The 24489-nt window shown below is 64.1% G+C and carries 23 protein-coding genes; 13 read left to right on the forward strand and 10 right to left on the reverse strand.

Annotated features, from left to right (window positions below; translation table 11 throughout):
• Positions 1-6: 6 nt before the first annotated feature.
• Positions 7-987 (forward strand): isopenicillin N synthase family dioxygenase, encoded by a 981-nt coding sequence (locus YY7_RS0138605; protein WP_245287562.1) that lies wholly within the window; start codon positions 7-9, stop codon positions 985-987.
• Positions 988-997: 10 nt separating this feature from the next.
• Here YY7_RS0138605 and YY7_RS0138610 read toward each other — a convergent pair whose 3' ends face one another.
• Both YY7_RS0138610 and YY7_RS0138615 read right to left on the reverse strand, forming a co-directional pair.
• The gene (locus YY7_RS0138610; protein WP_028167844.1) at positions 998-1396 is read right to left on the reverse strand and encodes an MAPEG family protein; all 399 of its coding nucleotides are present in this window, start codon (positions 1394-1396) and stop codon (positions 998-1000) included.
• 94 nt (positions 1397-1490) lie between these two features.
• The gene (locus YY7_RS0138615; RefSeq protein WP_028167845.1) at positions 1491-3296 is read right to left on the reverse strand and encodes a PHA/PHB synthase family protein; all 1806 of its coding nucleotides are present in this window, start codon (positions 3294-3296) and stop codon (positions 1491-1493) included.
• Between the two features lie 275 nt (positions 3297-3571).
• On the opposite strand from YY7_RS0138615, the gene YY7_RS0138620 reads away from it, so the two are divergent.
• From YY7_RS0138620 to YY7_RS0138640, 5 genes are all read left to right on the forward strand, one after another.
• On the forward strand, positions 3572-3856 hold the full coding sequence (locus YY7_RS0138620; protein ID WP_051397151.1) for a hypothetical protein: 285 nt from the start codon (positions 3572-3574) through the stop codon (positions 3854-3856).
• Between the two features lie 212 nt (positions 3857-4068).
• The gene (locus YY7_RS0138625) at positions 4069-5289 is read left to right on the forward strand and encodes an LL-diaminopimelate aminotransferase (protein WP_028167847.1); all 1221 of its coding nucleotides are present in this window, start codon (positions 4069-4071) and stop codon (positions 5287-5289) included.
• A 24-nt stretch (positions 5290-5313) separates the two neighbouring features.
• Positions 5314-6630, forward strand: coding sequence for a homoserine dehydrogenase (locus tag YY7_RS0138630; RefSeq protein WP_028167848.1), 1317 nt, complete (start codon positions 5314-5316; stop codon positions 6628-6630).
• A 75-nt stretch (positions 6631-6705) separates the two neighbouring features.
• Positions 6706-7704, forward strand: a complete 999-nt coding sequence (gene glpX, locus YY7_RS0138635; protein WP_028167849.1) for a class II fructose-bisphosphatase — start codon at positions 6706-6708, stop codon at positions 7702-7704.
• 67 nt (positions 7705-7771) lie between these two features.
• The gene (locus YY7_RS0138640) at positions 7772-8491 is read left to right on the forward strand and encodes a haloacid dehalogenase type II (protein WP_028167850.1); all 720 of its coding nucleotides are present in this window, start codon (positions 7772-7774) and stop codon (positions 8489-8491) included.
• Between the two features lie 172 nt (positions 8492-8663).
• Here YY7_RS0138640 and YY7_RS0138645 read toward each other — a convergent pair whose 3' ends face one another.
• A complete protein-coding gene (locus tag YY7_RS0138645; RefSeq protein WP_028167851.1) occupies positions 8664-9758 on the reverse strand; it encodes a methyl-accepting chemotaxis protein in 1095 nt (364 codons plus the stop codon).
• A gap of 362 nt (positions 9759-10120) precedes the next feature.
• Here YY7_RS0138645 and recJ point away from each other — a divergent pair, with 362 nt between their 5' ends.
• Both recJ and YY7_RS0138655 read left to right on the forward strand, forming a co-directional pair.
• Positions 10121-11962 (forward strand): single-stranded-DNA-specific exonuclease RecJ, encoded by a 1842-nt coding sequence (recJ, locus tag YY7_RS0138650; RefSeq protein WP_028167852.1) that lies wholly within the window; start codon positions 10121-10123, stop codon positions 11960-11962.
• A 21-nt stretch (positions 11963-11983) separates the two neighbouring features.
• Positions 11984-12802 carry an SDR family NAD(P)-dependent oxidoreductase gene (locus tag YY7_RS0138655; protein WP_028167853.1) on the forward strand — a complete coding sequence of 273 codons (819 nt, stop codon included), beginning with the start codon at positions 11984-11986 and terminating at the stop codon, positions 12800-12802.
• Positions 12803-12809: 7 nt separating this feature from the next.
• Here the strand turns inward: YY7_RS0138655 and YY7_RS0138660 are convergent, their stop codons facing one another.
• Together YY7_RS0138660 and YY7_RS0138665 are read right to left on the reverse strand one after the other, a co-directional pair.
• On the reverse strand, positions 12810-14039 hold the full coding sequence (locus YY7_RS0138660) for a lytic murein transglycosylase (protein ID WP_028167854.1): 1230 nt from the start codon (positions 14037-14039) through the stop codon (positions 12810-12812).
• Positions 14040-14094: 55 nt separating this feature from the next.
• Positions 14095-14670: a MarR family winged helix-turn-helix transcriptional regulator gene (locus YY7_RS0138665; protein WP_035692057.1), complete on the reverse strand. Its 576-nt coding sequence runs from the start codon at positions 14668-14670 to the stop codon at positions 14095-14097.
• A gap of 50 nt (positions 14671-14720) precedes the next feature.
• On the opposite strand from YY7_RS0138665, the gene YY7_RS0138670 reads away from it, so the two are divergent.
• Together YY7_RS0138670 and YY7_RS0138675 are read left to right on the forward strand one after the other, a co-directional pair.
• The gene (locus YY7_RS0138670; RefSeq protein WP_028167856.1) at positions 14721-15203 is read left to right on the forward strand and encodes a carboxymuconolactone decarboxylase family protein; all 483 of its coding nucleotides are present in this window, start codon (positions 14721-14723) and stop codon (positions 15201-15203) included.
• Positions 15204-15253: 50 nt separating this feature from the next.
• Positions 15254-15751 (forward strand): cupin domain-containing protein, encoded by a 498-nt coding sequence (locus YY7_RS0138675; protein ID WP_028167857.1) that lies wholly within the window; start codon positions 15254-15256, stop codon positions 15749-15751.
• A 151-nt stretch (positions 15752-15902) separates the two neighbouring features.
• On the opposite strand, the gene YY7_RS0138680 is transcribed toward YY7_RS0138675, so the two are convergent.
• Entirely contained in the window at positions 15903-17480 is a 1578-nt protein-coding gene (locus tag YY7_RS0138680; RefSeq protein ID WP_433994557.1) for a M23 family peptidase, read from the reverse strand.
• Between the two features lie 46 nt (positions 17481-17526).
• On the reverse strand, positions 17527-18093 hold the full coding sequence (gene efp, locus YY7_RS0138685; protein WP_027578243.1) for an elongation factor P: 567 nt from the start codon (positions 18091-18093) through the stop codon (positions 17527-17529).
• A gap of 354 nt (positions 18094-18447) precedes the next feature.
• Here efp and epmA point away from each other — a divergent pair, with 354 nt between their 5' ends.
• From epmA to YY7_RS0138700, 3 genes are all read left to right on the forward strand, one after another.
• Complete coding sequence (gene epmA, locus YY7_RS0138690; protein WP_028167859.1) at positions 18448-19500, forward strand: EF-P lysine aminoacylase EpmA; 1053 nt, start codon at positions 18448-18450, stop codon at positions 19498-19500.
• Complete coding sequence (locus YY7_RS0138695; RefSeq protein ID WP_028167860.1) at positions 19497-20588, forward strand: lysine-2,3-aminomutase-like protein; 1092 nt, start codon at positions 19497-19499, stop codon at positions 20586-20588. The genes epmA and YY7_RS0138695 overlap by 4 nt, the downstream gene beginning before the upstream one ends.
• Positions 20589-20658: 70 nt before the next feature.
• A complete protein-coding gene (locus YY7_RS0138700) occupies positions 20659-20910 on the forward strand; it encodes a hypothetical protein (RefSeq protein WP_028167861.1) in 252 nt (83 codons plus the stop codon).
• 47 nt (positions 20911-20957) lie between these two features.
• Here YY7_RS0138700 and YY7_RS0138705 read toward each other — a convergent pair whose 3' ends face one another.
• The 3 genes from YY7_RS0138705 to YY7_RS0138715 all read right to left on the reverse strand — a co-directional run bounded on the left by YY7_RS0138705 (position 20958) and on the right by YY7_RS0138715 (position 24038).
• Positions 20958-22043, reverse strand: coding sequence for a 3-deoxy-7-phosphoheptulonate synthase (locus YY7_RS0138705; RefSeq protein ID WP_028167862.1), 1086 nt, complete (start codon positions 22041-22043; stop codon positions 20958-20960).
• A gap of 310 nt (positions 22044-22353) precedes the next feature.
• Complete coding sequence (locus tag YY7_RS0138710; protein ID WP_028167863.1) at positions 22354-22932, reverse strand: HdeD family acid-resistance protein; 579 nt, start codon at positions 22930-22932, stop codon at positions 22354-22356.
• 68 nt (positions 22933-23000) lie between these two features.
• Complete coding sequence (locus YY7_RS0138715) at positions 23001-24038, reverse strand: PrsW family intramembrane metalloprotease (RefSeq protein WP_028167864.1); 1038 nt, start codon at positions 24036-24038, stop codon at positions 23001-23003.
• Positions 24039-24489 lie beyond the last annotated feature (451 nt).

The raw sequence follows: 24489 nt of genomic DNA on the forward strand, positions 1-24489 counted from the left end.
CCTCAGATGACTCTTCCCATCGTCGATATAGCCCCCTTCGTCCACGGTGACGCTGCGGCCCGCCAGAAGGTCGGACTGGCGTTTGGTCATGCGTTCGAAAGTATCGGTTTCGCCGTTGTGGTCGGGCACGGGGTGCCGGAACAGCTCGCGAGCGACACCTATGGCGCGGTGAAGGACTATTTCGCGCAGCCCATGGCGACGAAGCTGCAGAATGCGGCACCCGAGAAGACCAAGGGGCGCGGCTATCTGCCGATCGGAATCGAGAGTGTCGCCAAGACCCTGTCGGGCGAAACGCCGCCTGACCTGTGCGAGGCCCTGGTGTTTGCGGCTCCGCACCGGGAAGCCCACAGCGGCCGGCCGAATATATGGCCTGCCAGTCCGGTCGGGCTTCGAGACTTGGTTGAAGCCTGGTCGGCCGAGATTATGACGCTCGCCGCCCGTCTCACGCGTCTTTCGGCGTTGGCCCTCGATCTGCCAGAAGACTATTTCGCGTCCTCGTATGCCGATCCATCGATCACGCTGCGCTTTGTGCATTATCCCGATCAGCCGCAACCGCCTGCGCCGGGTCAATTGCGCTATGGCGCCCATCATGACTACGGTGGCCTGACCATCCTGCGGCAGGACGAGGCGCCGGGCGGTCTCGAGGTCTGTGATCGCGACGGGACATGGAGCGAGGTTGGCGTCGTCCCGAACTCCTTCGTGATCAATGTCGGCGATCTGATGTCGCGATGGACCAATGGCCGCTGGCGCTCGACGCTGCATCGGGTATCCAACCCCGATCGCAGCCTCACAGGCTCGACCGCGCGCCTGTCCATGGTGGCCTTCACGGGACCGAACGAGTCGGCCGAAGTCGCCTGCCTCCCGACTTGCGTCGATGCGGAGCATCCCGCGCTGTACGAGCCCGTGTTGGCTGGCGACTACATTCGCGCCAAGCTGACGGCATCCATGGATTTGAGCATGAAGCCCGAGGCCAGGCCACAGCCGTGAAGCACTGTAATCAGAACGCCCTGAATATCGCCACCGCGAGTACGGCCTGCGCCAGGAAGCCGATGACGAAGGCGAGGGTGCGGAACACCGGCAAGCCGAGCGTGTAGACGATCAGGTGCGCGACGCGGGACCAGAAATAGACGGCGCAAGCGAGCACGGTCCATTTGGTCGAGTAGTCGATTGCGTTGAGGATCAAGACCAGCGGCGCGAAAATGATGAGGTTCTCGACCGCGTTGTCGTGCGCGAACATCAGCCGGTTCGCCCAGTCGGCGTGAGGCTTGTCGTTGCGCGACGGATTGGCCATCGCGCCGGCGAGGCCGCGGACCTGGCAGCGGTTGATGGCATAGGGAATCCACAATATTCCGGTCAGGATTACCGTCAGCGTCAGCCAGAACAGTTCGCGCGTCATTGGTTTCCCCTCGGTTGAGCTGCGTCCCGTCTGGAGCGTGATGGTTTTTCTGCTCCGATGGACGCTTGATTATACCGAAGCGGCGCGCCTCGCGCTATGCGCGCACCCGGACATAGCTGCCGGGAGCTTCTTCGATCGGTGGCAGTGCCTCCGAGCCGACCGCGCGCGCAGGCACTGTCTCGGCATCGATGCTTTCCAGCCATTCGCGCCAATCGGGCCACCACGATCCCTTGTGCTCCTTGGCGCTCTTCAGCCAGTCGGAAAGCTTGGCGTCCTTGATGTTGTCGTTGGTCCAGTACTGGTACTTGTTGGCCGCAGGCGGGTTGACCACGCCGGCGATATGGCCGGAGCCGGACAGCACATATTTCACCGGCCCGCCGAAGAATTGCGATCCGTACAGCACCGACTCGGCCGGCGCGATGTGATCCTCGCGGGTCGCGAGGTTGTAGACCGGCACCTTCACCTTGGAGAGATCGAGCAGCGTGTTGTCCAGCACCATGGTGCCGGAGGAAAGCCGGTTCTCCAGATAGCAGTTGCGCAGGTAATAGGAATGGTTCGCCGCCGGCATCCGCGTCGCGTCGGAGTTCCAGTGCAGCAGGTCGAACGAGGAGGGCGGCTGCCCCTTCAGGTAGTTGCTGACGACATAATTCCAGATCAGGTCATTCGAGCGCAGCATGTTGAAGGCCATCGCCATCTTGCTGCCCTCGAGCACGCCACGCTGCTCCATGTCGCGCTCGAGCGCGGAAATCTGGTCCTCGTCGACGAACACCAGGAGGTCGCCGGCATGGGTGAAGTCGACCTGAGAGGCGAAGAACGTGGCCGAGGTGACGCGCACCCGGCGCTTCTCGGCGAGCCAGGCGAGCGTCGCGGCAAGGAGGGTGCCGCCGACGCAATAGCCGACGGTGTGAACCTTCATCTCGCCGGTCACCTTCTCGATGACGTCCATCGCGGTCAGCGGTCCTTCGGTCATGTAGTCGGAAAAGGTCTTCTTGCCGAGATCGCGATCGGGATTGACCCAGGAGATCACGAACACGGTCAGTCCCTGGTCGACGCACCATTTGATGAAGGACTTCTCGGGCCTGAGATCGAGGATGTAGTACTTGTTGATCCATGGCGGCACGATCAGGAGCGGCGTGCGCAGCACCGTCTCCGTGGTCGGCGAGTACTGGATCAACTGCATCAACTCGTTTTGATAGATCACCTTGCCCGGCGTGGTTGCCATGTTGACGCCGACCGCGAGGTTGGTCGGGTCGGACTGGCGGATCCGCAGCGTGCCGTGGCCGGCCTCGATGTCCTCCGCCAGCATCTTCATGCCGCGAACGAGGTTGTCGCCGTTGGTCTCCATCGTGGTGCGCAGCACTTCCGGATTGGTCAAAACGAAATTCGACGGCGCCAGGGCGTTGGTGATCTGCTGGACGTAGAACTCGGCCTTTTTGCGGGTGTGCGGGTCGATGCCCTCGGCGTTGCGCACCAGCTCGTGCGCCCATTGCGTGGTGAGCAGATAGAGCTGCAGGATGAAGTCGAAGAACTGGTTCGACCGCCATTCCGGGTCGGCGAAGCGCTTGTCGCGCGGTGCGGGATCAATCGCGGCCTTGGCTTCCTGGCCGGCCATGCGGCGGGCGGCTGAGCCGAACAGGTCGAGATAGGCCTTGCCAAGCTTGGTCTGCAGGTCAGCGGCCCGATCCTGGTCCGAGAGCCAGTATTCGGCGACCGCGGTGAAGGTCTTGATCACCTCCGCAAACTCGCCTCCCGCCTTGTCCTTGATGTCAGCGTTTTCGCGCGGCTTCAGATAGGCCGCAAGCGCCTGGCCGGAGCTCTCCAGCGCACGCGCAATGTTCATTGCGAAGGCTTCGCCGTCGAACTTCTTTGTGGCCTGGGTTTCGAGGGTAACGTCGCTCATGCAGTGGACACTATCGCTTCAATTGAGCCGCGTCATCGCGCGGTGCGGCAAGCAAGATGTAGGATTTCTCTAGGTTTTCGCATTGTTGCACTGCGACAAATTCCTCCCAGTTCCGACACATTGAAGCCGCATCAATCGGATTTGTTGTTCACGACTTAATCGTTTCGGGCGACAATGGTTTGAACGGTTAGGGCAGAGCCGAAGCGATCAGACGATTTGTCGCTGCAAAGCTCGTACCAGTGATTGGTTACCGGCAAGTGGGGACTTCCGGACGTATGCGTATCGATCGAATGAAAAGGCTGCTCGCGGTCGGCGCGCTGCTTGCGTCCGCGGTGGCGCTGAGCGGCTGCTCCACGTCGATCGCGGATCTTCCCGGCATCGGGACGCCAGCCGATGCCCCGGCGCGTCCGAAGGACGCCGGCGGGTATCTTCCGGTGCACGACATGCCGCCGGATCGTGAGGAGGCGCCGATGAAGCCGGCGGAGCAGGCCAAGATCGAGGCCGAGCTGAAGGCCGCGCGCGACCGCCAAGCCACGGCCGCACAAAACGCCGGCAAGTGAAGCCGCAGCAAGCTAATCGCTGGCGCTGCCACCGCTACATGCTAAAAGAACCTCAATTCAACCGCATATCCGGTCGCCGAGCCCAGATTTTGCGTCTGGAAACGCTCTAAGTCATTGATTGGGCGTAATTTCCGGGCCAAACCGGGCTTGGTCTCGGCAAACCGCGTAAACGCGCGCGATTCTGCCGTGCCGGTCGTCGGAGCAAAGGTCCCATGGAAGAGTTCTATCGCATTCGCCGTCTGCCGCCTTACGTGTTCGAGAAGGTCAACCAGGCCAAGGCAGCGGCGCGCAATGCCGGGGCCGACATCATCGACATGGGCATGGGCAACCCGGACCTGTCGACGCCGCCCCATGTACTCGAGAAGTTGAAGGAAACTCTCGGCAAGCCGCGGACCGACCGCTATTCGGCCTCGCGGGGCATCAACGGCCTTCGCAAGGCGCAGGCTGCGTATTACGCGCGGCGATTCGGCGTGAAGCTCAATCCGGACACCCAGGTGGTGGCGACGCTGGGCTCGAAGGAGGGCTTTGCCAATGTGGCGCAGGCAATCACCGCGCCCGGCGACGTCATCCTGTGCCCGAATCCGAGCTATCCGATCCATGCCTTCGGCTTCCTGATGGCGGGCGGGGTGATCCGCTCGGTGCCGTCGGAGCCGACGCCGCAATTCTTCGAGGCGGTGGAACGGGCGATCATCCATTCGATCCCGAAGCCGCTCGCGCTCGTGGTCTGCTATCCTTCCAACCCGACGGCCTATGTCGCCGATCTCGATTTCTACAAAGACCTCGTCGCGTTCGCGAAGAAGCACGAGATATTCATCCTCTCGGACCTCGCTTACGCCGAAGTTTATTTCGACGACAACAATCCGCCACCTTCGGTGCTGCAGGTGCCGGGCGCGATGGACGTCACCGTCGAATTCACCTCGATGTCGAAGACCTATTCGATGGCCGGCTGGCGCATGGGCTTTGCGGTCGGCAACGAGCGCATCATCGCGGCTCTGGCGCGGGTGAAATCCTATCTCGATTACGGCGCCTTCACGCCGATCCAGGTGGCCGCGACTGCGGCGCTGAACGGGCCGGACGACTGTATCCGCGAGATGCGCGAGACCTATCGCCGGCGGCGCGACACGCTGGTGGAAGCGTTCGGCCGCGCCGGCTGGGACATCCCGCCGCCGCAAGCTTCGATGTTCGCCTGGGCGCCGCTGCCGAAAGCGTTCGAGGATATCGGCAGCATGCAGTTCGCGACCCTGCTTGTGGAAAAATCCGGCGTGGTGGTGTCGCCCGGCGTTGCCTTCGGCGAGCACGGCGAGGGTTTTGTCCGCATCGCGATGGTGGAAAACGAGCAACGTATTCGCCAGGCCGCGCGCGGTGTGCGCCGCTTCCTTGAAAGCGGCATCGAAACGTTGCACAACGTGGTTCCTCTCGCCAACCGGCGTTAATCTCCTCCGGCAGGTCTGTTTGCAATGGTCGCACCGCTGAAAGTGGGCATAGCGGGGCTCGGCACCGTTGGCGCCGAAGTCGTCCGCCTTATTGAGCAGCAGGGTGCCGCCTTGGCGGCGCGCAGCGGCCGCGGCGTGCGCGTCGTCGCGGTCACCGCGCGTTCGAAGAAGAAGCGCGGACTCGATTTGCGCGGCGTCGACTGGGCCGAAAGCCCGCAGGCGCTGGCCGAGGATTCCAATGTCGATTGCTTCGTCGAATTGATGGGGGGCGCCGATGATCCCGCCTTCTCGGCCATCGAGACTGCGCTGAAGGCCGGCAAGTCGGTAGTGACAGCCAACAAGGCGCTGATCGCCAAGCATGGGCTGCGGCTCGCCAAGGCCGCGGAGCAGCATGGCAGCGCACTGAATTACGAGGCCGCGGTCGGCGCGGCCATTCCCGTGATCAAGACGCTGCGCGAGGGGCTCTCCGGCACCAGCGTCAATCGCGTCTACGGCATCCTCAACGGCACCTGCAATTACATCCTGACGCGGATGGAGCATGAGGGACTGTCGTTTGAGGAATGTTTGAAGGACGCGCAGCGGCTCGGTTATGCCGAAGCCAATCCGTCCTTCGACGTCGACGGACACGACACCGCGCAAAAGCTTGCGATTCTGGCGAGCCTCGCCTTCGGCACCAAGGTCGCGCAAACCGCCGTCTATGTCGAAGGCATTTCCTCGATCACGCCCGAAGACCTGCGTGCGGCGGAGGAACTCGGATATCGCGTCAAGCTGCTCGGCGTTGCGGTGCGAACTGCAAAGGGCATCGAGCAGCGAGTGCATCCCACCATGGTGCCGAAATCTTCGTCGATTGCCCAAGTGATGGGCGTCACCAATGCGGTGACGATCGACGGTGAGGGCATTCCGCCGATCACACTGGTCGGGCCGGGCGCCGGCGGGGCGGCGACCGCGTCCGCCGTCGTTGCCGATATCGCCGACGTCGCGCGCGGCATCCGCGCAACGCCGTTTGGCCGGCCGGTCGACAGCCTGCGCGCGACGACAAAGGCGCCGATGGAGCGCCATGAGGGCGGGTATTACATCCGTCTTCTGGCCCGCGACCACGCCGGCACCGCCGCGACCATCGCAACGCGGCTTGCGGAACAGAAGATTTCGCTGGAATCGATCGTGCAGCGCCACCGCAATGACGGTGATGTTAACGGTTCGGCCAAAAAAGCTTCACCGGTTCCTGTCATTCTGATTACCTACGCGACCAGTGAAGATGCGGTTCACCGGGCGCTCAAGGCCGTGCAGCGCGACAGGGTCATCAGCGGTCGCCCGCAGGTGATCCGAATTGAGAAAAATTAGTGTGCGATAGCGAACGCCTTCTACGTTAGATGATTGAATGCGGGCGAGGGGCCCGAAGGCTGAAGGAGTGCAGAGATGTCGACCCATATTTCCGTCCCGCCACAACTTTTGCTCGAGCGCATTCTCACGCTCGAAATCGTGCGGGTGACGGAGCGGGCGGCGGTGTCGGCCGCGCGGCTGCGCGGCCACGGCCAGGAGAAGGCGGCCGACCAGGCCGCGGTCGACGCGATGCGCCGCGAACTCAACAAATTGCCGATCGAGGGCACCATCGTGATCGGCGAGGGCGAGCGCGACGAGGCGCCGATGCTGTTCATCGGCGAGAAAGTCGGGCTCAATGCCGGGCCGAAGGTCGATATCGCCGTCGATCCGCTGGAAGGCACCACGCTCTGCGCGAAGAACATGCCGGGCGCGATCGCCACGATGGCGATGGCCGATGGCGGCACGCTGCTGCACGCGCCCGACGTCTACATGGAGAAGATCGCGATCGGTCCGGGCTACGACAAGAACGTGATCGAGCTCGACGCGTCGCCGGCCGACAACATCCAGCGGCTCGCCAAGGCCAAGGGCGTGCCGGCATCGGCGATCACGGCGCTGGTGCTCGATCGTCCGCGCCATGCCGACATCATCACGAGCATCCGCTCGACTGGCGCCGCCGTGCGCCTGATCACCGACGGCGACGTGGCCGGCGTGATCCACACCACCAACCCGGACGAGACGGGCGTCGACATCTATATGGGCACCGGCGGTGCGCCCGAGGGCGTGCTGGCCGCGGCAGCGCTGCGCTGCATCGGCGGCCAGATGCAGTGCCGCCTGATCCTTGACAGCGAGGAGAAGCGCGAGCGCGCGCACAAGATGGGCATCACCGATCCGAAGATGATCTACGGCATCGAGGACATGGCGCGTGGCGACTGCCTGTTTGCTGCCACCGGCGTCACCACGGGCTCGCTGCTGACAGGCGTCAAGTTCAAGAAGGACACGATCGAGACCGAGACGGTGGTGATGCGCTCGGTTACCGGCACCGTGCGCTACATCAAGGCGGAGCACCGCCAGCTCGAGAAGTTCCATCTCGATTGAGGTGAACCGCCGTTCCGGGGAGCGCTGATGCGCGCCCCGGAATGACAAGAACAAACGGGAGGCGAGCATGGCCGATCTTTCGGCGGTGAAGGCGCTGGTGTTCGACGTGTTCGGCACCGTCGTCGACTGGCGCACCAGCCTGATCAACGACTTCACGAAGTGGTCGAAGACGCGCGGCATCGAAGCCGACTGGACCGCGCTCGTTGACGGCTGGCGCGGGGTCTATGTCGCCTCGATGGACGAGGTGCGCAAACATCCCGAACGCGGCTATGTCATCCTCGACGTGCTGCACCGCCGCTCACTTGAGAAGCTGGTCGAGCAGCAGGGCATCAAGGGATTGACCGACGTCGACCTGCATTACCTCACCACGGGATGGCACCGCCTGCATCCCTGGCCCGACAGCATAGCGGGGCTGGCGCGGCTGAAGGCGAAATACATCATCTCGCCGCTCTCGAACGGCAATGTCGCACTGCTGACCAACATGGCGAAGTTTGCCGGCCTGCCATGGGATCTCATCATGTCGGCCGAACTGTTCGAGCACTACAAGCCCGATCCCGAAACCTATCTTGGCGCCGCGAAATTGCTGTGCCTGCCGCCGGAGCAGGTGATGATGGTGGCCGCGCACAACGGCGATCTCAAGCATGCGCAGCAGAACGGCCTCAAGACCGCCTTTGTTGCGCGTCCGACCGAATACGGCCCGCTGCAGAAGGTCGACTTCGAAGCAACCGGCGACTGGGATATCGTCGCCAAGGATTTCCGCGCAATCGCCGATCGGATGGGTTGCTAGCTGAGCAGCTCGTCGCGAAAAGCCAAGAAGAGCGCCACGCAGAAAGCCCTCATCCTGAGGAGGCCGCGCAGCGGCCGTCTCGAAGGATCGGCCGCGGGCGAGATCGGGGCCTCATGGTTCGAGACGCGCTGGCGCGCTCCTCACCATGAGGGGACACCACACCGATCTAGGCCTAGGAAGCCGCCCCGCAGAGAATGACGCCGTACCAGCCGAGACCCTTGTAGGTCTCGTAGCCCGGCGTCGCGTGGAAGGCGACCAACGCGCCGGAGCGGTCGTGGTAGAAGCCGCTGCGCTGGCCGCCGAGTGACAGCGAGACGTGCTCGGTCAGAAGGCCCTTGCCGTCGGATGCCGCGATCACCCGGAAATGGGAATCGACCAGCAGCACGCGCGCTTTATCGGCGGCGCCGACGCGCACGCCCTGCACGATGGCGCGTGCCTGCGGCTCCCAGTCGAAATGGATCGCGAGCACGCCGGTCGGCTTGCCATGGGCCTTGCCGCCTTCGCGGACGCTGGCGCAATAGGTCGCGACTTGCGCGTTGCCGAGCAGCGGCTGGCACTCGACGTCGCCGGCGACATAGTCGTCGCCCGAGCGCAGGTCGCGCGCCTGGCGAAACCATTTTGTGGCCGCGACGTTCTGGCCGATCACCTTGAAGCGATCGGCGCGCCCGTTGGCGAGCACGTTGCCCTCGAGATCGCAAAGCCAGAGATCGAGGTAGACGGTGTACGCGGAAAGGATCACGCCCAGCCGCTCGGACGTGTGCGCGACCACCGCCGGTTGCGGTGACGCAGCGCAGTCGACGACGGCAGAATCGGTCGCCCACCAGCGCACATCGCAGGTGCGTTCATAGAGGTTGCGGTCGATCAGCTCGATCGCGTTCAGCGACAGGTCCACCATGCGCTCGCCGCGCGAGCGGTCGGTCATGCGCTCGATCGAGCTCATGAGACTGCCGGTGCGCCGCGTTAGTTGCGTCTCGAGCTCGCGCGCGATGGTTTCGACCTGCTGGCCGACGCCGCGCACTTCCTGCGCCACCACGGCAAAGCCCGCGCCTTGCGCGCCGGCGCGCGAGCTTTCGATCAGCGCATTCAGCGCCAGCATCTTCATCTGGTTGGTGATCTTCTGGATCGACCTGGTCTTCTCGCAGGCGATCTGATTGACCTCCGCGGTCAGCCGCGCGATCAGCGCCGAAATGTCGGATTCATCGTCGATGTCAGGCGAGACCGCCGATTCGCTCGCGATTGATTTCGCGCGCGGGAGCGCGATGGACATAGGCGGACTTCCCTTGCATTAAGCCTTTGACCGCTTCCTGCGGACGGAACGGAACCAAAAAATCGCACATCAAGCACGCGTCCTTTTTCGGGGATTTCGGCTAACGTCGGCTTAATTTTCCGAAATTGCCACCTATGTGGGACTGCACTTTATTTGGGCATTCCGCCATTTCCCGTTGTGAATCCCTCTCCTGACACCGCCCGACGAAGGCCTCGACACCCCCGCAAGCCAATTCCGCAACCTCCGTCTCCTGCGAAAAGCGGGCAAAACCGCCTGGCAGCGCTTCGCGATCGCCCGCTCAGGGTCGAGGATGGCAGCTCTGATTCGCTCTCATGCGAGCGCCACTCGTCGTCGGGATCGTTATGACGCTGCACACCGCCATCCTGCCCGTAGAGATGCCGCCGGCCTTTCTCGGCGTGGCGCGCTCGCTCACGGGCAAATTCTGGCGCGACCGTTTGGACGCGCGGGGAGCGGCGCGGGCGCTCGCGATCGCGCAGCGCCACCAACTGCCGGAAATGCTGGCGCGGGTGCTCGCGGGCCGCGACGTCGCGATCGATGATGTGCCGGATTTCCTCGATCCCACCATCCGCAAATTGATGCCGGATCCCTTCACCGTGACCGAGATGGAGGCGGCGGCAAGGCGGATCGCGGATGCGGCGATGCGTAATGAGAAGGTCGCGGTCTTCGGCGACTACGACGTCGACGGAGCAACCTCGGCGGCGCTGCTCACCTGGCACTTGCGGCATTGCGGGCTCGATCCGCTGATCCACATTCCCGACCGCCTGTTCGAGGGCTACGGCCCCAACGCGGAGGCCGTGCGCGCGCTTGCCGCCAAGGGCGCGACGTTGCTGGTCACCGTCGATTGCGGCACCACGAGCCTGGAGCCGCTGGCGGAGGCGCGGCGGCTCGGCATGTCCGTGGTCGTGATCGATCACCATCAATGCGGCGAGGTGCTGCCCGAGGTGGACGCACTGGTGAATCCCAACCGGCTCGACGATCTGTCCGGCCTTGGTCATCTCGCAGCCGTTGGCCTCGTGCTGGTAACGCTGGTCGCGGTGAACCGGGAATTGCGCCAGCGCGATTTCTGGACTTCGGAAATGCCGGAGCCGGATCTCTTGGGCATGCTGCATCACGTCGCACTTGGAACGGTGGCCGACGTCGCGCCCCTGATTGGGCTCAACCGCGCTCTGGTCGCCAAGGGGCTGATCGCGCTGCGCCGGCGCGACCATGTCGGGCACACCGCGCTGATGGATGTGGCCCGGCTCAACGGCCCGCCGGAGGCCTGGCACCTCGGCTTCATGCTGGGACCGCGCATCAATGCGGGCGGGCGGATCGGGCGCGCCGACCTCGGCGTGCGGCTACTTCTGGAATCCGACCCCTCGGAGGCGGCACGGATCGCGGCCGAACTCGACCGCCTCAACAGCGAGCGGCGCGTCATTGAGCAGGCGGCCGAAGCGCAGGCCGAGGCGGAGGCGCTGGCCTCGCTCGGATTGGAGGACAAGGGCGCCGTCATCGTCACGGCCGCCGAGGGCTGGCATCCCGGCGTCGTCGGCCTCGTAGCCTCGCGCCTGAAGGAGAAATTTGGCAGGCCGGCCTTCGCCATCGCGCTCGAGCCGGGCGGCATCGGCACCGGCTCGGGTCGCTCAATCGGCGGCGTCGATCTCGGCAAGGCGGTGCGGCAGGCGGTGGCGGACGGCCTGCTGCTCAAGGGCGGCGGCCATGCGATGGCCGCAGGCGTAACGCTGCGAAAGGAGAAGCTCGCCGAGTTCCGCGCCTATCTGGAAAGCTTGCTCGCCGCCGACGTCGCCAATTCGCGTCACGAGAATGAATTGTTCATCGACGGCGCGGTGAGCGCTCGCGCCGTGACGGTGGAATTTGCCGCGATGCTGAACCGCGCCGGTCCGTTCGGCAGCGGCAATCCGGAGCCGGTGATCGCGCTGCCGTCGCACCAGCTCGTCTATGCCGATGAAGTCGGACAGGCGCATCTGCGGCTGCGCTTCAAATCGGGCGACGGCGCGATCGTGAACGGCATGGCCTTCCGTTCCGTCGGCCAAAAGCTCGGCAATGCGCTGACTCAAAATCGCGGCCAGCCGCTCCATGTCGCGGGCTCGCTTGCGATCGACCGTTGGCAAGGCAGCGAACGTGTGCAATTGCGTGTGCTCGACGTCGCGATCCCCGATCAGGGGCCCGCGGTGATCAGATAAGAAAACAGTCGGGGAGAGCACATGGCAGGACAGGTGGAAGGCAAGGTGGCGCTGGTCACCGGCGGCGCCTCGGGCATCGGCGCGGCGGTCGCGGAATTGCTGGCGCAGGAGGGCGCCACGGTCGTGGCGACCGATATCGACGAGCTCAGGGGACCGGAGCTCGTTACCGGCGTCAACAAGGCCGGCGGCAAAGCGGTGTTTCTGCAACAGGACGTCACCAGCGAGGCACGCTGGGCGGAGATTATCTCGGAGATCGAGAAACGGTTTGGCCGGCTCGATGTGCTGGTCTCCAATGCCGGTATCGGCATCTCCGTGCCGTCGATCACCGACATGACGCTCGCCGACTGGCGCCGGCAGACCGCGATCAATCTCGACGGCGTTTTCCTCTCGGTGAAATATTCTCTGCCGCTGATGCGCAGGAGCGGTGGCGGATCCGTCATCATGATGTCCTCGCTCGCGGGCCTGCGCGGCGCGGCGGGCCTTGCCGGATACTCCGCGACCAAAGGCGGCGTGCGGCTGCTTGCGAAGTCTGTCGCGATGGAATGCGCCGCTGCGGGAGACGGCATCCGCGTCAACTCGGTGCATCCCGGCATCATCGACACCCCGATCTGGAGCAAGATCCCGACGGAGGCGACGGGGAACCGTGCGAACGCGCCGATTGATCCCGAAGAACGTGCGAAGATTGCAACCCCGCTCGGCCGCGCCGGCCAGGCGGCGGAGATCGCCAGCGGCGTGCTGTATCTGGCCTCCGATGCGTCGCGCTACGTGACCGGGACTGAGCTTGTCATCGACGGCGGCATGAACGCGGGTGCTGTTGTACGGCCCATTGTCTCGAAATGACGGCGCGTCAGCCGCCCTGCCGCAACCGCGCCAGCACCTTCAGGCCGCCATAACCGTCGGCCGGCAACAGGCTCATCTTGGTCTGATAATCCCGGATCGCCTTCATGGTGTCATTGCCGACGCGGCCGTCGGTGCCGCCGGTATCGAAGCCGGCCTTTGTCAGTCGCGTCTGCATTTCCTGCACCTCGGCGAGCGTCAGCGCACGCTCGGAGCCGGGGAAGGGATGGATGAAGGGCGGCGCGCCGAGGATGCGGTCGCCGAGATGGCAGATCGCCAACGCATAGTTCATGGAGGGATTGTAGCTGCGCACGGCATAGAAATTCGGACCCAGCAGGAAGGCGGGGCCGCCGGCGACCGGAATCCATAGCTGCGCCGATGCATTCGGCTGTGGGAATGGCAGGCCGTCGGCGCGGGTCACGCCGGCGCCGGCCCATGCCGCATAGGTGCGGCTGCCGCTCATGCTGCCATTGGCGCGCACTTCATAGCCCCAATGTTGCCCGCGGTGATATTTGCCGCGGTTGACGAGGTATTTCGCGGTTGATCCGAGTGCATCGTCCGGCCGACCGAATGGCGAGACCTTGCCATCGCCGTCATAGTCGAAGCCGACATTGAGCCACACTTCCGGCATCCACTGCGAATGCCCCATGGCGCCGGCCCAGGAGCCGCGCATCTCCTCCGGCGTGCTCCAGCCGCGGTCCACGATCCTGAGCGCGTTGATCAGCTCGGTCTCCCAATAGGCCTTGCGACGCGGTTCGTTCCAGGCGAGCGCGGCAAGTGCAGGGAATACCGGCTTCATGTGGTTCTGCTGCACCAGCGGATCGCCGTAGGCGGATTCAACGCCCCACAGTGCCAACAGTGTGCCGCGCTCGACGCCAAAATCCTTCTCGATCCGCGCGAACAGCGCCTCGTTCTTCTTGAGCGCCTCACGGCCATTGATGATGCGCCAGTCGGAGACGCGACGGTTGATGTATTGCCAAATCTGTTCGTTGAATTCCGGCTGCTTCTGCATCTGCCGGAACACGCTCATGTCAGGCTCGATGCGGCCCATCACGCGGGTCCAGGTCGCCGCCGAGATTCCCTTGGCGAGCGCGCGGGCGCGGAAATTGTCGCGCCATTGGTCAAAGCCGGGTGGCGCGGCGAGCGCAGCGAACGGGCCGGCAAGCAGGGTGCCGGCCGCGATGCTGCCTTGCAGGAAAGCTCGGCGGGCGGGGGATTTTAAAGAATCAAGTTGCTTCATGCTGCCAATCTAGCGGCGCCATCCAAGGACACAAAAAGTCACATCGCCGCGGGAACTAGCTATCCTGCAGCTCTGTGGCGATTTTGGACAGCCAGCGCCGCACGATCAGTTCTGCCCTGGGGTTGAGCCCCTTGGCCAGCCGCCGGTCCACGGCATGGGCGTGACGCCGGCATTTTTCCAGGAGCGCGGTTCCGCGCCTGGTCAGCGTCCATTGCAGGACGCGGCCGTGAACCGGATGCGGTGTCTTCCGGATCGCGCCGTCGCGCTCGAGATTGCGGATGATGACGCCGACGGTCTGCGGCGTCAGCAACGCCACCCGCGCGAGATCGGCCCCGGACAGCCCGGGATAGGCGCGCAGCATCGTCAGCACGACGAACTGTGGCGGGGTAACGCCGAGCTTTCCCAGCGCCCGCTCCATCGTCAGCCGCGTCGCCGCCTGGGCCTGCCGCAGGAGATAAGCGAGATAGCCTTGCTCGCCGCGCTTGCCTTGGCCGGGTGGTGGTGGGCGGATGATTGCAAGTGCCGGATCTGTCTCGGCGGGCGCTTTCCGGCTCCGAGTGGGATTTTTCGATTTTTCGATTTTTGATGTCTTACGAACCGTGCCGGTGGACCATGCAGTCTTGCGCGCCATATCAGTGCTCTTATAATCTATCAGCATACTGATAACATGAGGCGAAACTGATGTCACACGCGAGAGCCGAATACGCTGACTTTCCGAAGCTTGCACCCGATGTCTACGATGCGGTGCGGGCGCTGGGTCAGATGGCGGCCAAGGCCGGGCTCGACAAGCAGTTGCTCGAACTGGTCAAGCTGCGCGCCTCGCAGATCAACGGCTGTGCCTTCTGCGTGCAGTTTCATATCCTGCAGGCCGAGAGCCTCGGCATATCGGCCGACAAGCTCAACCTCGTCGTGGTCTGGCGCGAGGCCCCGCAATTCTCAAGCCGCGAGCGCGCCGCGTTGGCATGGACCGAAGCGCTGACGAAGCTGGGCGATAGCGTGTGCGACGAGGTTTATGCTCAGGCGCGCGTGGAATTCTCCGAACAGGAATTGAGCTATCTCACCTCGGCGATCGCGGCGATCAACGTCTGGAACAGGTATGGCGTCGCCTATCGCTGGAGGCCGCCGACACGGAAGCCGCCCGCGGTCGGCGCAGCCGCGTCGTGAATCCGAAAAGGCAAAGGGGGCGAATAACGTCTTTCTCCAAGGAGAACAACATGGCATCGATGCTCGCGATAATCCCTCTCGCACCGACACGACCGATTTCGCTCGCGGTCATTGCCGGTCTTGCCTGCGCCCTGGTCACCGCAAAGACATTGCCGGCGATGATGGACACGGTATCCGGCGCCATCGCGCCGCTTTGCGCGAATGCCGCCGAGGGATCGCCGCTCGACAAGGTCGAGCCGATCGGCTCGTACGCACTGCCAAACGTGCCGGGCAAGCGGGTCACCATCGTGCGCGTGTTCTACGGCCCCGGAGGTTTCACGCGCGCGCATCGACATGCCGGCTCGGTGACGGCCTACATCACCAAGGGCGAAATCCGGTCCCAACTCGGCGGTGGACCGCTTGAGACCTTCAAGGTCGGTCAGTCCTTCTTCGAGCCGCCGGGCTCGACGCACCTGGTCTCAGCCAATGCAAGCAACACGGAGCCGGCGGAGTTGATTGCCGTATTCGTGGCGGATGAGGACGCGCAGCTCACGACACTCATCGAGTAACAGAGGCCTAACGCCGTCATTGCGAGCGAAGCGAAGCAATCCACGCCTCCACAAGTGGCGAAATGGATTGCTTCGCTTCGCTCGCAATGACGTGGAAAGAGCGTGCCCCGCACGCGGAATCTCGAGGTGGCCTCTCACCCACGATTCGAGTCTAGTTGCCGCCGCCTTCCTGCGGATCGAGACGTTGGATCACGTCTTCCGGCTGCGCATGCGCCACCGCGGCCGCTGCCGGCGGTTCTGGGCCGATCTCACGGCCGCGGCCGCGGATCAGGCGTTCATAGGCTGAGACCAGCGTGGTGTAGGGATTGACCCAGAGCCAGCCGTCGCGCGTGAACACCTGCACGTCGAAATGCAGGTGGCGCGTGGTGCCGTTGGGGTGATCGAGATAATTCGAGACCACGCCGATCTTTTCGGCTTCCGTGACACGGCGTCCGTTGAGAAGGCCGTCCGCGTCCATCGCCGACGGGTTCATATGCATGTAGCGGAAGCGAATATGCTCGGTCTGGGTGTTGACCTGCAGCGTCACTCCCTGCTGGCCCGGTGAACGGATCACAACGCCGTCGCGCACCGCGACGATTGCCTGCCGCTTGGGATCGCAGGGCTCGCCGGCCTCGCGGTTGGGCGGGCAGGCGCCCGGGCGGATATCCTGCCCCTGGTGGCCAAAGCCGTTGGCGCACTGGCCGACTTCGAAACCGCGCGCCTCGCAAAAGCTGTCCTGCCAGGGATATTGGTCGGCGCGCCTGCCGAACGATTGCGAATGGATGAAGGCCGGCGCTTTCGCCAAGGGGAAGCGGATCTGCGAATACGCGGTCAGGTCGGTGCGGCCACCCTGCTTGTGGTAACCGCTGTTGGCGACGATGTCGCCGCTTGGCCGATAGGTGAACTCGGGTGAAACGGTGGCCGGCCGTTCCGCGCTCACGGAGGCGATGTCCCGCCGCAGCCGCGAGGGTTGGCCGCCGGCGATGCGCAGCGCCTTCAGGAAGCGTTCGGCGACCGGATAGGCCTCGCGGCAGGCCAGCCGTCGCAGCCGCGGCGTGCTATCGAGGCAGTGGATCGAAACCACATAGGGTACGCCGAAGCGGGTGAAGGCGTAGCGCGCATAGCCTTCGCGGATGAAGCGTCGGATATCAGGATATTGCGCCGAAAGCGATTTGACCGGTTCGCCTTTGCCGCCGAGCCGATCGTTGAGATCATAGAGCAGCAGCGAACCGGTGATATGCACCTCGATCGGTCTTGCATAAGTCCGCTCCGGCATTCCGTTGCCTGCGCCCGGCTCGAGTGTGAACATCGCATCATAACCGGCCGCTCCTGCATGGAAGAGACCGGCCGGACGGAAGTCCGCCTGATAGCGCGACACGGACAAGCTCTCCGGCGTGCCGCTCCGCCGCGCTTCGAGATAGGTTGCGGTATCGAACGGCAAGAGCACCGGGATCGGGCTGCGGCCGATGCCGGGGAATAGCTGCGAGGTGATCGCGTTCAATTGCACCAGCGCGGGCCGTGAGCGCGGATCGTACGAAGGTACGCGGCGCTGGCTCGCAAATGTGAAGTTCGCAGCGATCGAAGGCTGGCTATTGATCTCGGCGCGAAGCTGATCGAGCACCGCGCGCCATTCGACGCGCACGGCCGAGATCGAAGGGGTACGGAATTCGTCGGCAGAAGCGGCGAGGGAGGTGGCGAGAAGCGACGCGAAAGCTGCCAGCCAAGGTGCCACAAAGCAGACAGCTTTCACTTTCAACGCGTCGTCCCCCGGCGCGGTACCCCCTTAGCGCGATCGGTTAATCCTTCGCGCGTTCGACGTATGAGCCGTCTTCGGTCATCACCACAATGCGCGTGCCGGTCGAGATATGCGGCGGCACAGCGGTGCGAATGCCGTTCGACAGCACGGCCGGCTTGTAGGAGGAGGAGGCGGTCTGGCCCTTCGTCACCGGCTCGGTCTCGACGACCTCCAGGGTGGCGCGCTGCGGCAACTGGATCGCGACCGGATTGCCCTCATGCATCGAGAGCTTCACGGTCATGTTTTCCTGCAGATACGGCGCGGATGACCCGACGATGTCCTTCGACACCTGGACCTGGTCGTAGGTCTCGCCATTCATGAAATGGAAGCCGTCGGCGTCCTCATAGAGGTAGTTGAAGTTGCGATCCTCGACGGTCGCCTTCTCCACCTGGTCGGTGGTCTTGTAGCGTTCGGAGACCTTCACGCCGTCGCCGATGCGACGCATTTCAATCTGGCTGACCGGAGTTCCCTTACCGGGATGGATGTTTTCGGCGGAAAGGACAACGTAAAGCTTGCCATCCTGCTCGATGATGTTGCCCTTGCGGATGGAACTGGCGATGACTCTCAAAGTGGTTTTCCTGAATGGTTCGGCCGCCGGCTCGGCTCGGCTGATGCGCTCGGCGGCCTGGCGGCAGTTTCGGGCGGCACCTTACTGATTTGCCTCCGAGATGCCAGCCTTTTGCGGCCGGTTTCGGCAGGTTGCTGACAGGTGTGGCGTCCTCTACGAGGTGTCAACCGCGCGAACGGCGGGCCGGAACGTGGTGCCGCCCCGCTCTATGGACAACGCATTCACCGTCAGGCATCAAGGGGTCGCCGGACGTCGAGGAAATCGAGCGATTTCAATGAGATTTACCGATTTTCTCAACTTGTTAATGGACAACCCGACGCATCGCGTGAAGCGTCCTTTGGCAGGAGCGCAGCCATGAGCGGCGTCGACCGCCCGTCGCCCTGGTGGAATCCAGCCCGGCACGCCGACAGAAAACCGTTTCTCGAGGCGCGGAGCGCCGTGACGAAGGCGGTGCGGGCTTGGTTTGAGGGGCGGGGATTCTTGGAAGTCGAGACCGGCATCCTGCAGATTTCGCCTGGCAACGAGACCCATCTGCATGCGCCGCGCACGGAGTTGACGCGGGCCGATTGCAGCCGCGTGCCCCGCTACTTGCGCACGTCACCCGAATTCGCCTGCAAGAAGCTACTCGCGGCGGGTGAAACAAAGATCTTCGAGTTCGCGCGCGTGTTCCGCGACCGTGAACGCGGTGACCTGCATCTGCCCGAGTTCACCATGCTGGAATGGTACCGCGCCAATGATGATATCGACGCCGTGATCGCCGATACCGTATTGGTTATTGTTGAGGCCGCACACGCAACCGGCGTTGAGCGATTCTCCTTTCGTGGCAAGACCGCAGATGTCAGGGGCGTGCCTGAATTCCTGACAGTGGCGTCCGCCTTTGAGCGCTTTGCCGGGATCGATCTTCTGTCCACCGTCGTTGACGGCGAGGGCGACCGTGCTGCGCTTGCGAATGCTGCCCGGCAGCGGGTACGGATCGCGGAGGATGACACCTGGTCGGATATTTTCAGCAAGGTTCTGGTCGAGCATGTTGAGCCAAATCTCGGGCAGGGGCACCTGACCGTGCTGTCCGACTATCCGATCCCGGAAGCGGCGCTGGCGCGCGCAGATCCTTCCGATCCGCGCGTCGCCGAGCGCTTCGAGGTCTATGCCTGCGGCGTCGAACTCGCCAACGGGTTTGGCGAACTGATCGATGCCGCCGAGCAGCGCCGCCGCTTCGCTGCGGCCATGGACGAGAAGGAGCGTCGCTACGGCGAGCGTTATCCGCTGGATGAGGATTTTATTGCCGCCGTCGGCGAGATGCCTGAGGCGAGCGGCGTCGCGCTCGGCTTCGATCGGCTGGTGATGCTGGCAAGCGGCGCGCTAAAGATCGACCAGGTGGTGTGGACGCCGCCGGCAGGAGAGACATGAACCGGATCGACCGAAAGCTGGCGGCAACGCTGCGCCAGCCCGCCGAACTGATCGAGCGCGGCCTTGCGCGGCAGGAGGCGCTTGCCGATCTCGAACAGGTCGCCGCCCGCTACGCTATCGCGGTGACGCCTGACATTGCGGCACTGATCGACCCGAATGATACGAACGATCCGATCGCGCGGCAATTCATCCCCGCCGCGGATGAACTCGTGACGCATCCCGGCGAGAACGCCGATCCGATCGGCGATGATGCGCATGCGCCTGTTCCCGGCATCGTGCACCGTTATCCGGACCGGGTGTTATTCAAGCTCGTGCACGTCTGCGCGGTCTATTGCCGGTTCTGCTTCCGCCGCGAGATGGTCGGGCCGGGGAAGGCGATGGCGCTGTCGGAGGACGCCTACCGCGATGCGCTCTCCTACATCCGCTCGCAGCCGGAGATCTGGGAGGTGATCCTGACCGGCGGCGATCCGTTGATGCTGTCGCCGCGGCGGCTCGCGGAGATCATGGCCGATCTCGCTGCCATCGATCACGTCAAGATCATCCGCCTGCACACGCGCGTGCCGGTGGCTGATCCGGCCCGTCTCAATCCAGAGATGGTCCGCACGCTGCGTGTGGAGGGCGCGACGACGTGGGTTGCGATCCACGCCAATCATCCGCGCGAACTGACGCCCGAGGCGCGCGCCGCCTGTGCGCGGCTGGTGGATGCCGGCATTCCCCTGGTGAGCCAGACCGTGCTGCTCAAGGGCGTCAACGATGATGCCGCCACATTGGAAGGCTTGATGCGGGCCTTCGTCGAATGCCGGATCAAGCCCTACTACCTGCACCACGGCGATCTCGCGCCCGGCACTGCGCATCTGCGCACAACCATCGAGGAGGGGCAGGAACTGATGCGATCGTTGCGGGGCCGCGTCTCGGGCCTGTGCCAGCCCGACTACGTGCTCGACATTCCCGGCGGCCACGGCAAAGCGCCGATCGGGCCGGGCTATTTGACGCAGGACAATCTCTCGCAGCGTGAAGGAGTTAATGAAACACGCTACCGTGTCGTCGATTATTGCGGTGACGTGCATCTCTATCCACCTAATGTGTGAGCGCAGATGCAGTAATATCGACGCGCCTGAACGGGCGCGATAAAGTGTGTCGAGAGGCAGGAGAATCAGGATGCGGAAAACAATCTTGTCGATGGCACTTGTGACCCTGATCGGTGCGCCTGCCTTTGCGCAGGGTGGAACCACGACAGTGCCGAAAAGCACTCCCGAGACCAGGCCGATTCCGGAAGCGCCGATCGGCCACCGTCAGCCGCGCCGCGGCGATGTGCCGAGCGAGAACAATATCAACGACCCGAACAATCCGGTGAACAAGGAAGACGCCGCCCTTGATCGCAAGATCAAGAGCATCTGCAGGGGTTGCTGAGCGAGCCGCCGGCGTTGCGTCGCCCAGCGGCCCGTAACGACAAGCGTCTAGGCCAACCGTTCCCGGACATCGCGGCGCTCCGCCTTGCGGCGTGCCTCGACCGCATCGGCAAGCACGTTGAGCGAGGAGACCGTCGTCTCCCAGTCGATGCAGCCGTCGGTGATGCTCTGCCCGTAGGTGAGCGCAACTCCCGGCACAACGTCCTGTCGCCCGGCGACCAGGTTGCTTTCGATCATCGCGCCCATGATGCGCGTCTCGCCGCCGGAAACCTGACTGGCTATGTCGGCAACGACCAGCGGCTGGTTCTCCGGCTTCTTGCTGCTGTTGGCGTGGCTGGCGTCGATCATCATGCGCTGGTTGACGCCTGAGCGCGCCAACTCGGTTGCTGCGGCATCGACGCTCGCCGCATCATAGTTCGGCGCGCGGCCACCGCGCAGGATGATGTGGCAGTCCTCATTGCCGCTGGTCGCCGCGATCGCCGAGCGTCCGCCTTTCGTCACCGCCATGAAATGGTGCGGGTGGGAGGCCGATTTCACGGCGTCAGAGGCGATGCGCACATTGCCGTCGGTGCCGTTCTTGAAGCCGACGGGGCAGGACAGGCCGGAGGCGAGCTCGCGGTGGATCTGGCTCTCGGTGGTGCGCGCGCCGATCGCGGCCCAGCTCACGAGATCGGCGATGTATTGCGGCGTCGTCATATCAAGGAATTCGGCGCCCGCGGGCAGGCCGAGATTGTTGACGGCGGAGAGCACGCTGCGGGCGAGCCGCAGGCCCTTGTTGATGTCGAAGCTGCCGTCGAGGTTGGGATCGTTGATCAGCCCCTTCCATCCGACAATCGTGCGCGGCTTCTCGAAATAGACCCGCATCACGATCTCGAGCCGGTCAGACAGCGTCTCGCGCAAGGTGGCGAGGCGCTCGGCGTAATCGATGGCCGCTTCGGGATCGTGGACGGAGCAGGGGCCGACGACAACCAGGAGGCGATCGTCCTTGCCGTTCAGGATGGCGTGGATGGCGTTGCGCGCCGCCATCACCACCCGCGTCGCCGTCAAGGTGCGCGGGATCTCGCGCATCACCTCTTCGGGCGAACTCAGCTCTTTCAGTTCTCTAATGCGAAGATCGTCAGTGGTACTCAACACGGCGGGCTCCTTTTGATTTTTGAACCTGCCGGCCAACAAAAAAGCCGCCAGGTCTGGCGGCTGTTCGGACGTCTCGCTGCAATTTCACTAAATTGAGCGCGATCCTCCCGCCGCCAGCGAGCTGTCGTAGCTAAAGTACCAAAAATAGCTGGTGGCGGCGTTGATCATGGCTGGGTCTATAACGGAAGGATTCCGCCTTGTCACCTCCAAAGATTCGGTTCTGATTCAATCAGAACCGATCTTCAGTTTCTTATTTTGACGCGTTTTCTTCACGCGAACCGGTATCCACTTCGCTCGAAAACGCTCTAAATCACGGGTCGGTGCTGTGGGCGGCGAGCGCCATGCCGATCAGGCTGGCGCCGCCGAATAACAGATTGAGGCCGACCAGGAGCCCAAGTGCCCATTCCGCCGAGCCGGGCAGGCCGGCGACGATGATGAAGGCGATCAGGATGTCCATCAGCCCTGCGATCAGGAGCCACGACCAGCGCCCGGTCAATTCGCGCCGGTGCTCCAGCGCATACATGATGGTGGCGACGCCCTCGGCGACGAAATAGGCTCCGACCACGATGGTCAGCGTCAGCACGCCCTGCATCGGCCGCGCCAGCAGGATCAGGCCGGCGAGCACGGCCAGCGCCGCCGAGATCAGCGACCACCAGAAGCCCGGCATCTCGCGCGCCCAGTAAGTTACGATCAATCCGCCGATCCCGGAGATCAGGAACAGCCAGCCGAGGAAGATGGTCACGGCGAGGCTCGCGAAGGCCGGCACGATCAACGCGGCGAGGCCAAGAACCACGAGCAGGATGCCTTCGAACAGGAAGGCCTTCCAATGCGCTTTCACCGTGGCGTTCACTTCGGACTGCAGCTTGTCGAGGTTATCTGGAAGGGTCATCGCAGCTCTCCCGGCGGGTGCCTGATTGCACGCGATCCTAGAGCGTGTCCGGTTCTGATTATATCAGATTAGCCCGGCCCCGGCGCCGAAAAGCCCTCCGATGTCGTGCGAATTCGATTTCGCCCGAAGATGTAAATCGCGGTGGTCGCGATCAGCAGCGCTATACCGATCACAATGGAGATCGCCGCGACCGGGACCAGGATCGCCGCCGCATTGTGCTCGGGATTGATCAGCCAGCGACGGATCGACGTCAGCACGAAGGCCAGCCCGAGAAAGCCGGCGCCGCTGCCGAGGACGAGCACGGCCCACATCCGCCGCAACTGGCTCAGCCGTTCACGCGCGAGCGCGGTGCGCGGGGCATGATGGCGGCCGACCCGGTAGATCAGGCGGATGGCGAAGCCGATCGAGCTGAACCCGATCAGGACGCTCGCCGAGCCCAGGACCATCCGCAGCGTGGAGCCGAGATCGCCGCCCCGCTGCAGGGTCAGGAGCGGGAAGTCGAACGCGGCATGCAGCAAGACCGGGGCGAGCAGCACCATGCCCCAGCTCGACAAGCGCGCCCAGGCGCGATTCTTGCGGTGCGCGCCGAGCGCGGTGCCGGAGCGTGCGATCGCGACATAGGCGCCGGCGATGATGCCGAGCGCGCCGTGAAACGGCACCGTGAGCACGCTGCGCAGCACGGCGAGCGCGCGCCACATCTCGGCGTGCTGGACCAGGTAGGCGAGGTTCTCATAGGCGGCGAAACCGAGCCCTACGGCGGCGCCGTAGACCACCGGGTCCATCGGGTCGGCGGAGGCGCGCCGCCGCCGGGACGACACGGCGATGATCACCGCGATCTTCACGATCTCTTCAGGGAGGGCGACGCCGAACAGCGAGCGCACCACCAACGTCATCCAGGGGTTTTCCGGTATCGCCAGCAATGCGTTGAACGGCGCCCGCACCAGCCCAAGCAGCGAGATGCTGGCCGCGCCGAGCACGAAAGCGAGCCAGACCTGTCCCGGCGGGCCCGGGCGCTCGTCGGCGGCGATGACGAGCCAGAGCATCAGAAGCGCCGGCGCAATGGCGGCGGCACCGATGACGGTTGGGAGAGACTCGAGCAATAGCATCTGCGGGTAATCAAAACCGGGTACGAGTAAGGAAAATGGCCACAAAGCCAGCGCTTGGCAAGGCAACGTAACCGCTTTGCGATGGGTTCGGCGCGCCACATTCACGGCTTTTTGTCGCATGGCACGGTCGGTCGTTTCCGGTGTCGAGCCGGGATCCCGCAGTCCGTAGTCCGTAGGATGGGTAGAGCGCAGCGAAACCCATCATTCGCGCCGCTCATTTCATCGCGATGGGTTTCGCTGCGCTCTACCCATCCTACGAGACTGTGAATCTTTTTATATCGGGCGCGTGGCAGCTGTGATTCTCTTCGCGGATTGATTTGCAGGAGGGGGATGATGGCTGGTGACGAGTTGTTTGGAGAGCTGCCGGANCAAGCGGAGCCACGGGCCGAAGCAGTGCGGCGCGGTGCGCCGCGGCTGCGCGAGCCGGTGCGCGACCAGGTCGAACTGCGAG

Source organism: Bradyrhizobium elkanii WSM2783 (assembly GCF_000472865.1).
Classification (GTDB): Bacteria; Pseudomonadota; Alphaproteobacteria; order Rhizobiales; family Xanthobacteraceae; genus Bradyrhizobium; species Bradyrhizobium elkanii_A.

Coding starts and splice junctions, on each gene's coding strand:
- YY7_RS0138605 (WP_245287562.1), top strand. CDS start 7: ATGACTCTTCCCATCGTCGATATAGCCCCCTTCGTCCACGGTGACGCT.
- YY7_RS0138610 (WP_028167844.1), bottom strand. CDS start 1,396: ATGACGCGCGAACTGTTCTGGCTGACGCTGACGGTAATCCTGACCGGA.
- YY7_RS0138615 (WP_028167845.1), bottom strand. CDS start 3,296: ATGAGCGACGTTACCCTCGAAACCCAGGCCACAAAGAAGTTCGACGGC.
- YY7_RS0138620 (WP_051397151.1), top strand. CDS start 3,572: ATGCGTATCGATCGAATGAAAAGGCTGCTCGCGGTCGGCGCGCTGCTT.
- YY7_RS0138625 (WP_028167847.1), top strand. CDS start 4,069: ATGGAAGAGTTCTATCGCATTCGCCGTCTGCCGCCTTACGTGTTCGAG.
- YY7_RS0138630 (WP_028167848.1), top strand. CDS start 5,314: ATGGTCGCACCGCTGAAAGTGGGCATAGCGGGGCTCGGCACCGTTGGC.
- glpX (WP_028167849.1), top strand. CDS start 6,706: ATGTCGACCCATATTTCCGTCCCGCCACAACTTTTGCTCGAGCGCATT.
- YY7_RS0138640 (WP_028167850.1), top strand. CDS start 7,772: ATGGCCGATCTTTCGGCGGTGAAGGCGCTGGTGTTCGACGTGTTCGGC.
- YY7_RS0138645 (WP_028167851.1), bottom strand. CDS start 9,758: ATGTCCATCGCGCTCCCGCGCGCGAAATCAATCGCGAGCGAATCGGCG.
- recJ (WP_028167852.1), top strand. CDS start 10,121: ATGACGCTGCACACCGCCATCCTGCCCGTAGAGATGCCGCCGGCCTTT.
- YY7_RS0138655 (WP_028167853.1), top strand. CDS start 11,984: ATGGCAGGACAGGTGGAAGGCAAGGTGGCGCTGGTCACCGGCGGCGCC.
- YY7_RS0138660 (WP_028167854.1), bottom strand. CDS start 14,039: ATGAAGCAACTTGATTCTTTAAAATCCCCCGCCCGCCGAGCTTTCCTG.
- YY7_RS0138665 (WP_035692057.1), bottom strand. CDS start 14,670: ATGGCGCGCAAGACTGCATGGTCCACCGGCACGGTTCGTAAGACATCA.
- YY7_RS0138670 (WP_028167856.1), top strand. CDS start 14,721: ATGTCACACGCGAGAGCCGAATACGCTGACTTTCCGAAGCTTGCACCC.
- YY7_RS0138675 (WP_028167857.1), top strand. CDS start 15,254: ATGGCATCGATGCTCGCGATAATCCCTCTCGCACCGACACGACCGATT.
- epmA (WP_028167859.1), top strand. CDS start 18,448: ATGAGCGGCGTCGACCGCCCGTCGCCCTGGTGGAATCCAGCCCGGCAC.
- YY7_RS0138695 (WP_028167860.1), top strand. CDS start 19,497: ATGAACCGGATCGACCGAAAGCTGGCGGCAACGCTGCGCCAGCCCGCC.
- YY7_RS0138700 (WP_028167861.1), top strand. CDS start 20,659: ATGCGGAAAACAATCTTGTCGATGGCACTTGTGACCCTGATCGGTGCG.
- YY7_RS0138710 (WP_028167863.1), bottom strand. CDS start 22,932: ATGACCCTTCCAGATAACCTCGACAAGCTGCAGTCCGAAGTGAACGCC.
- YY7_RS0138715 (WP_028167864.1), bottom strand. CDS start 24,038: ATGCTATTGCTCGAGTCTCTCCCAACCGTCATCGGTGCCGCCGCCATT.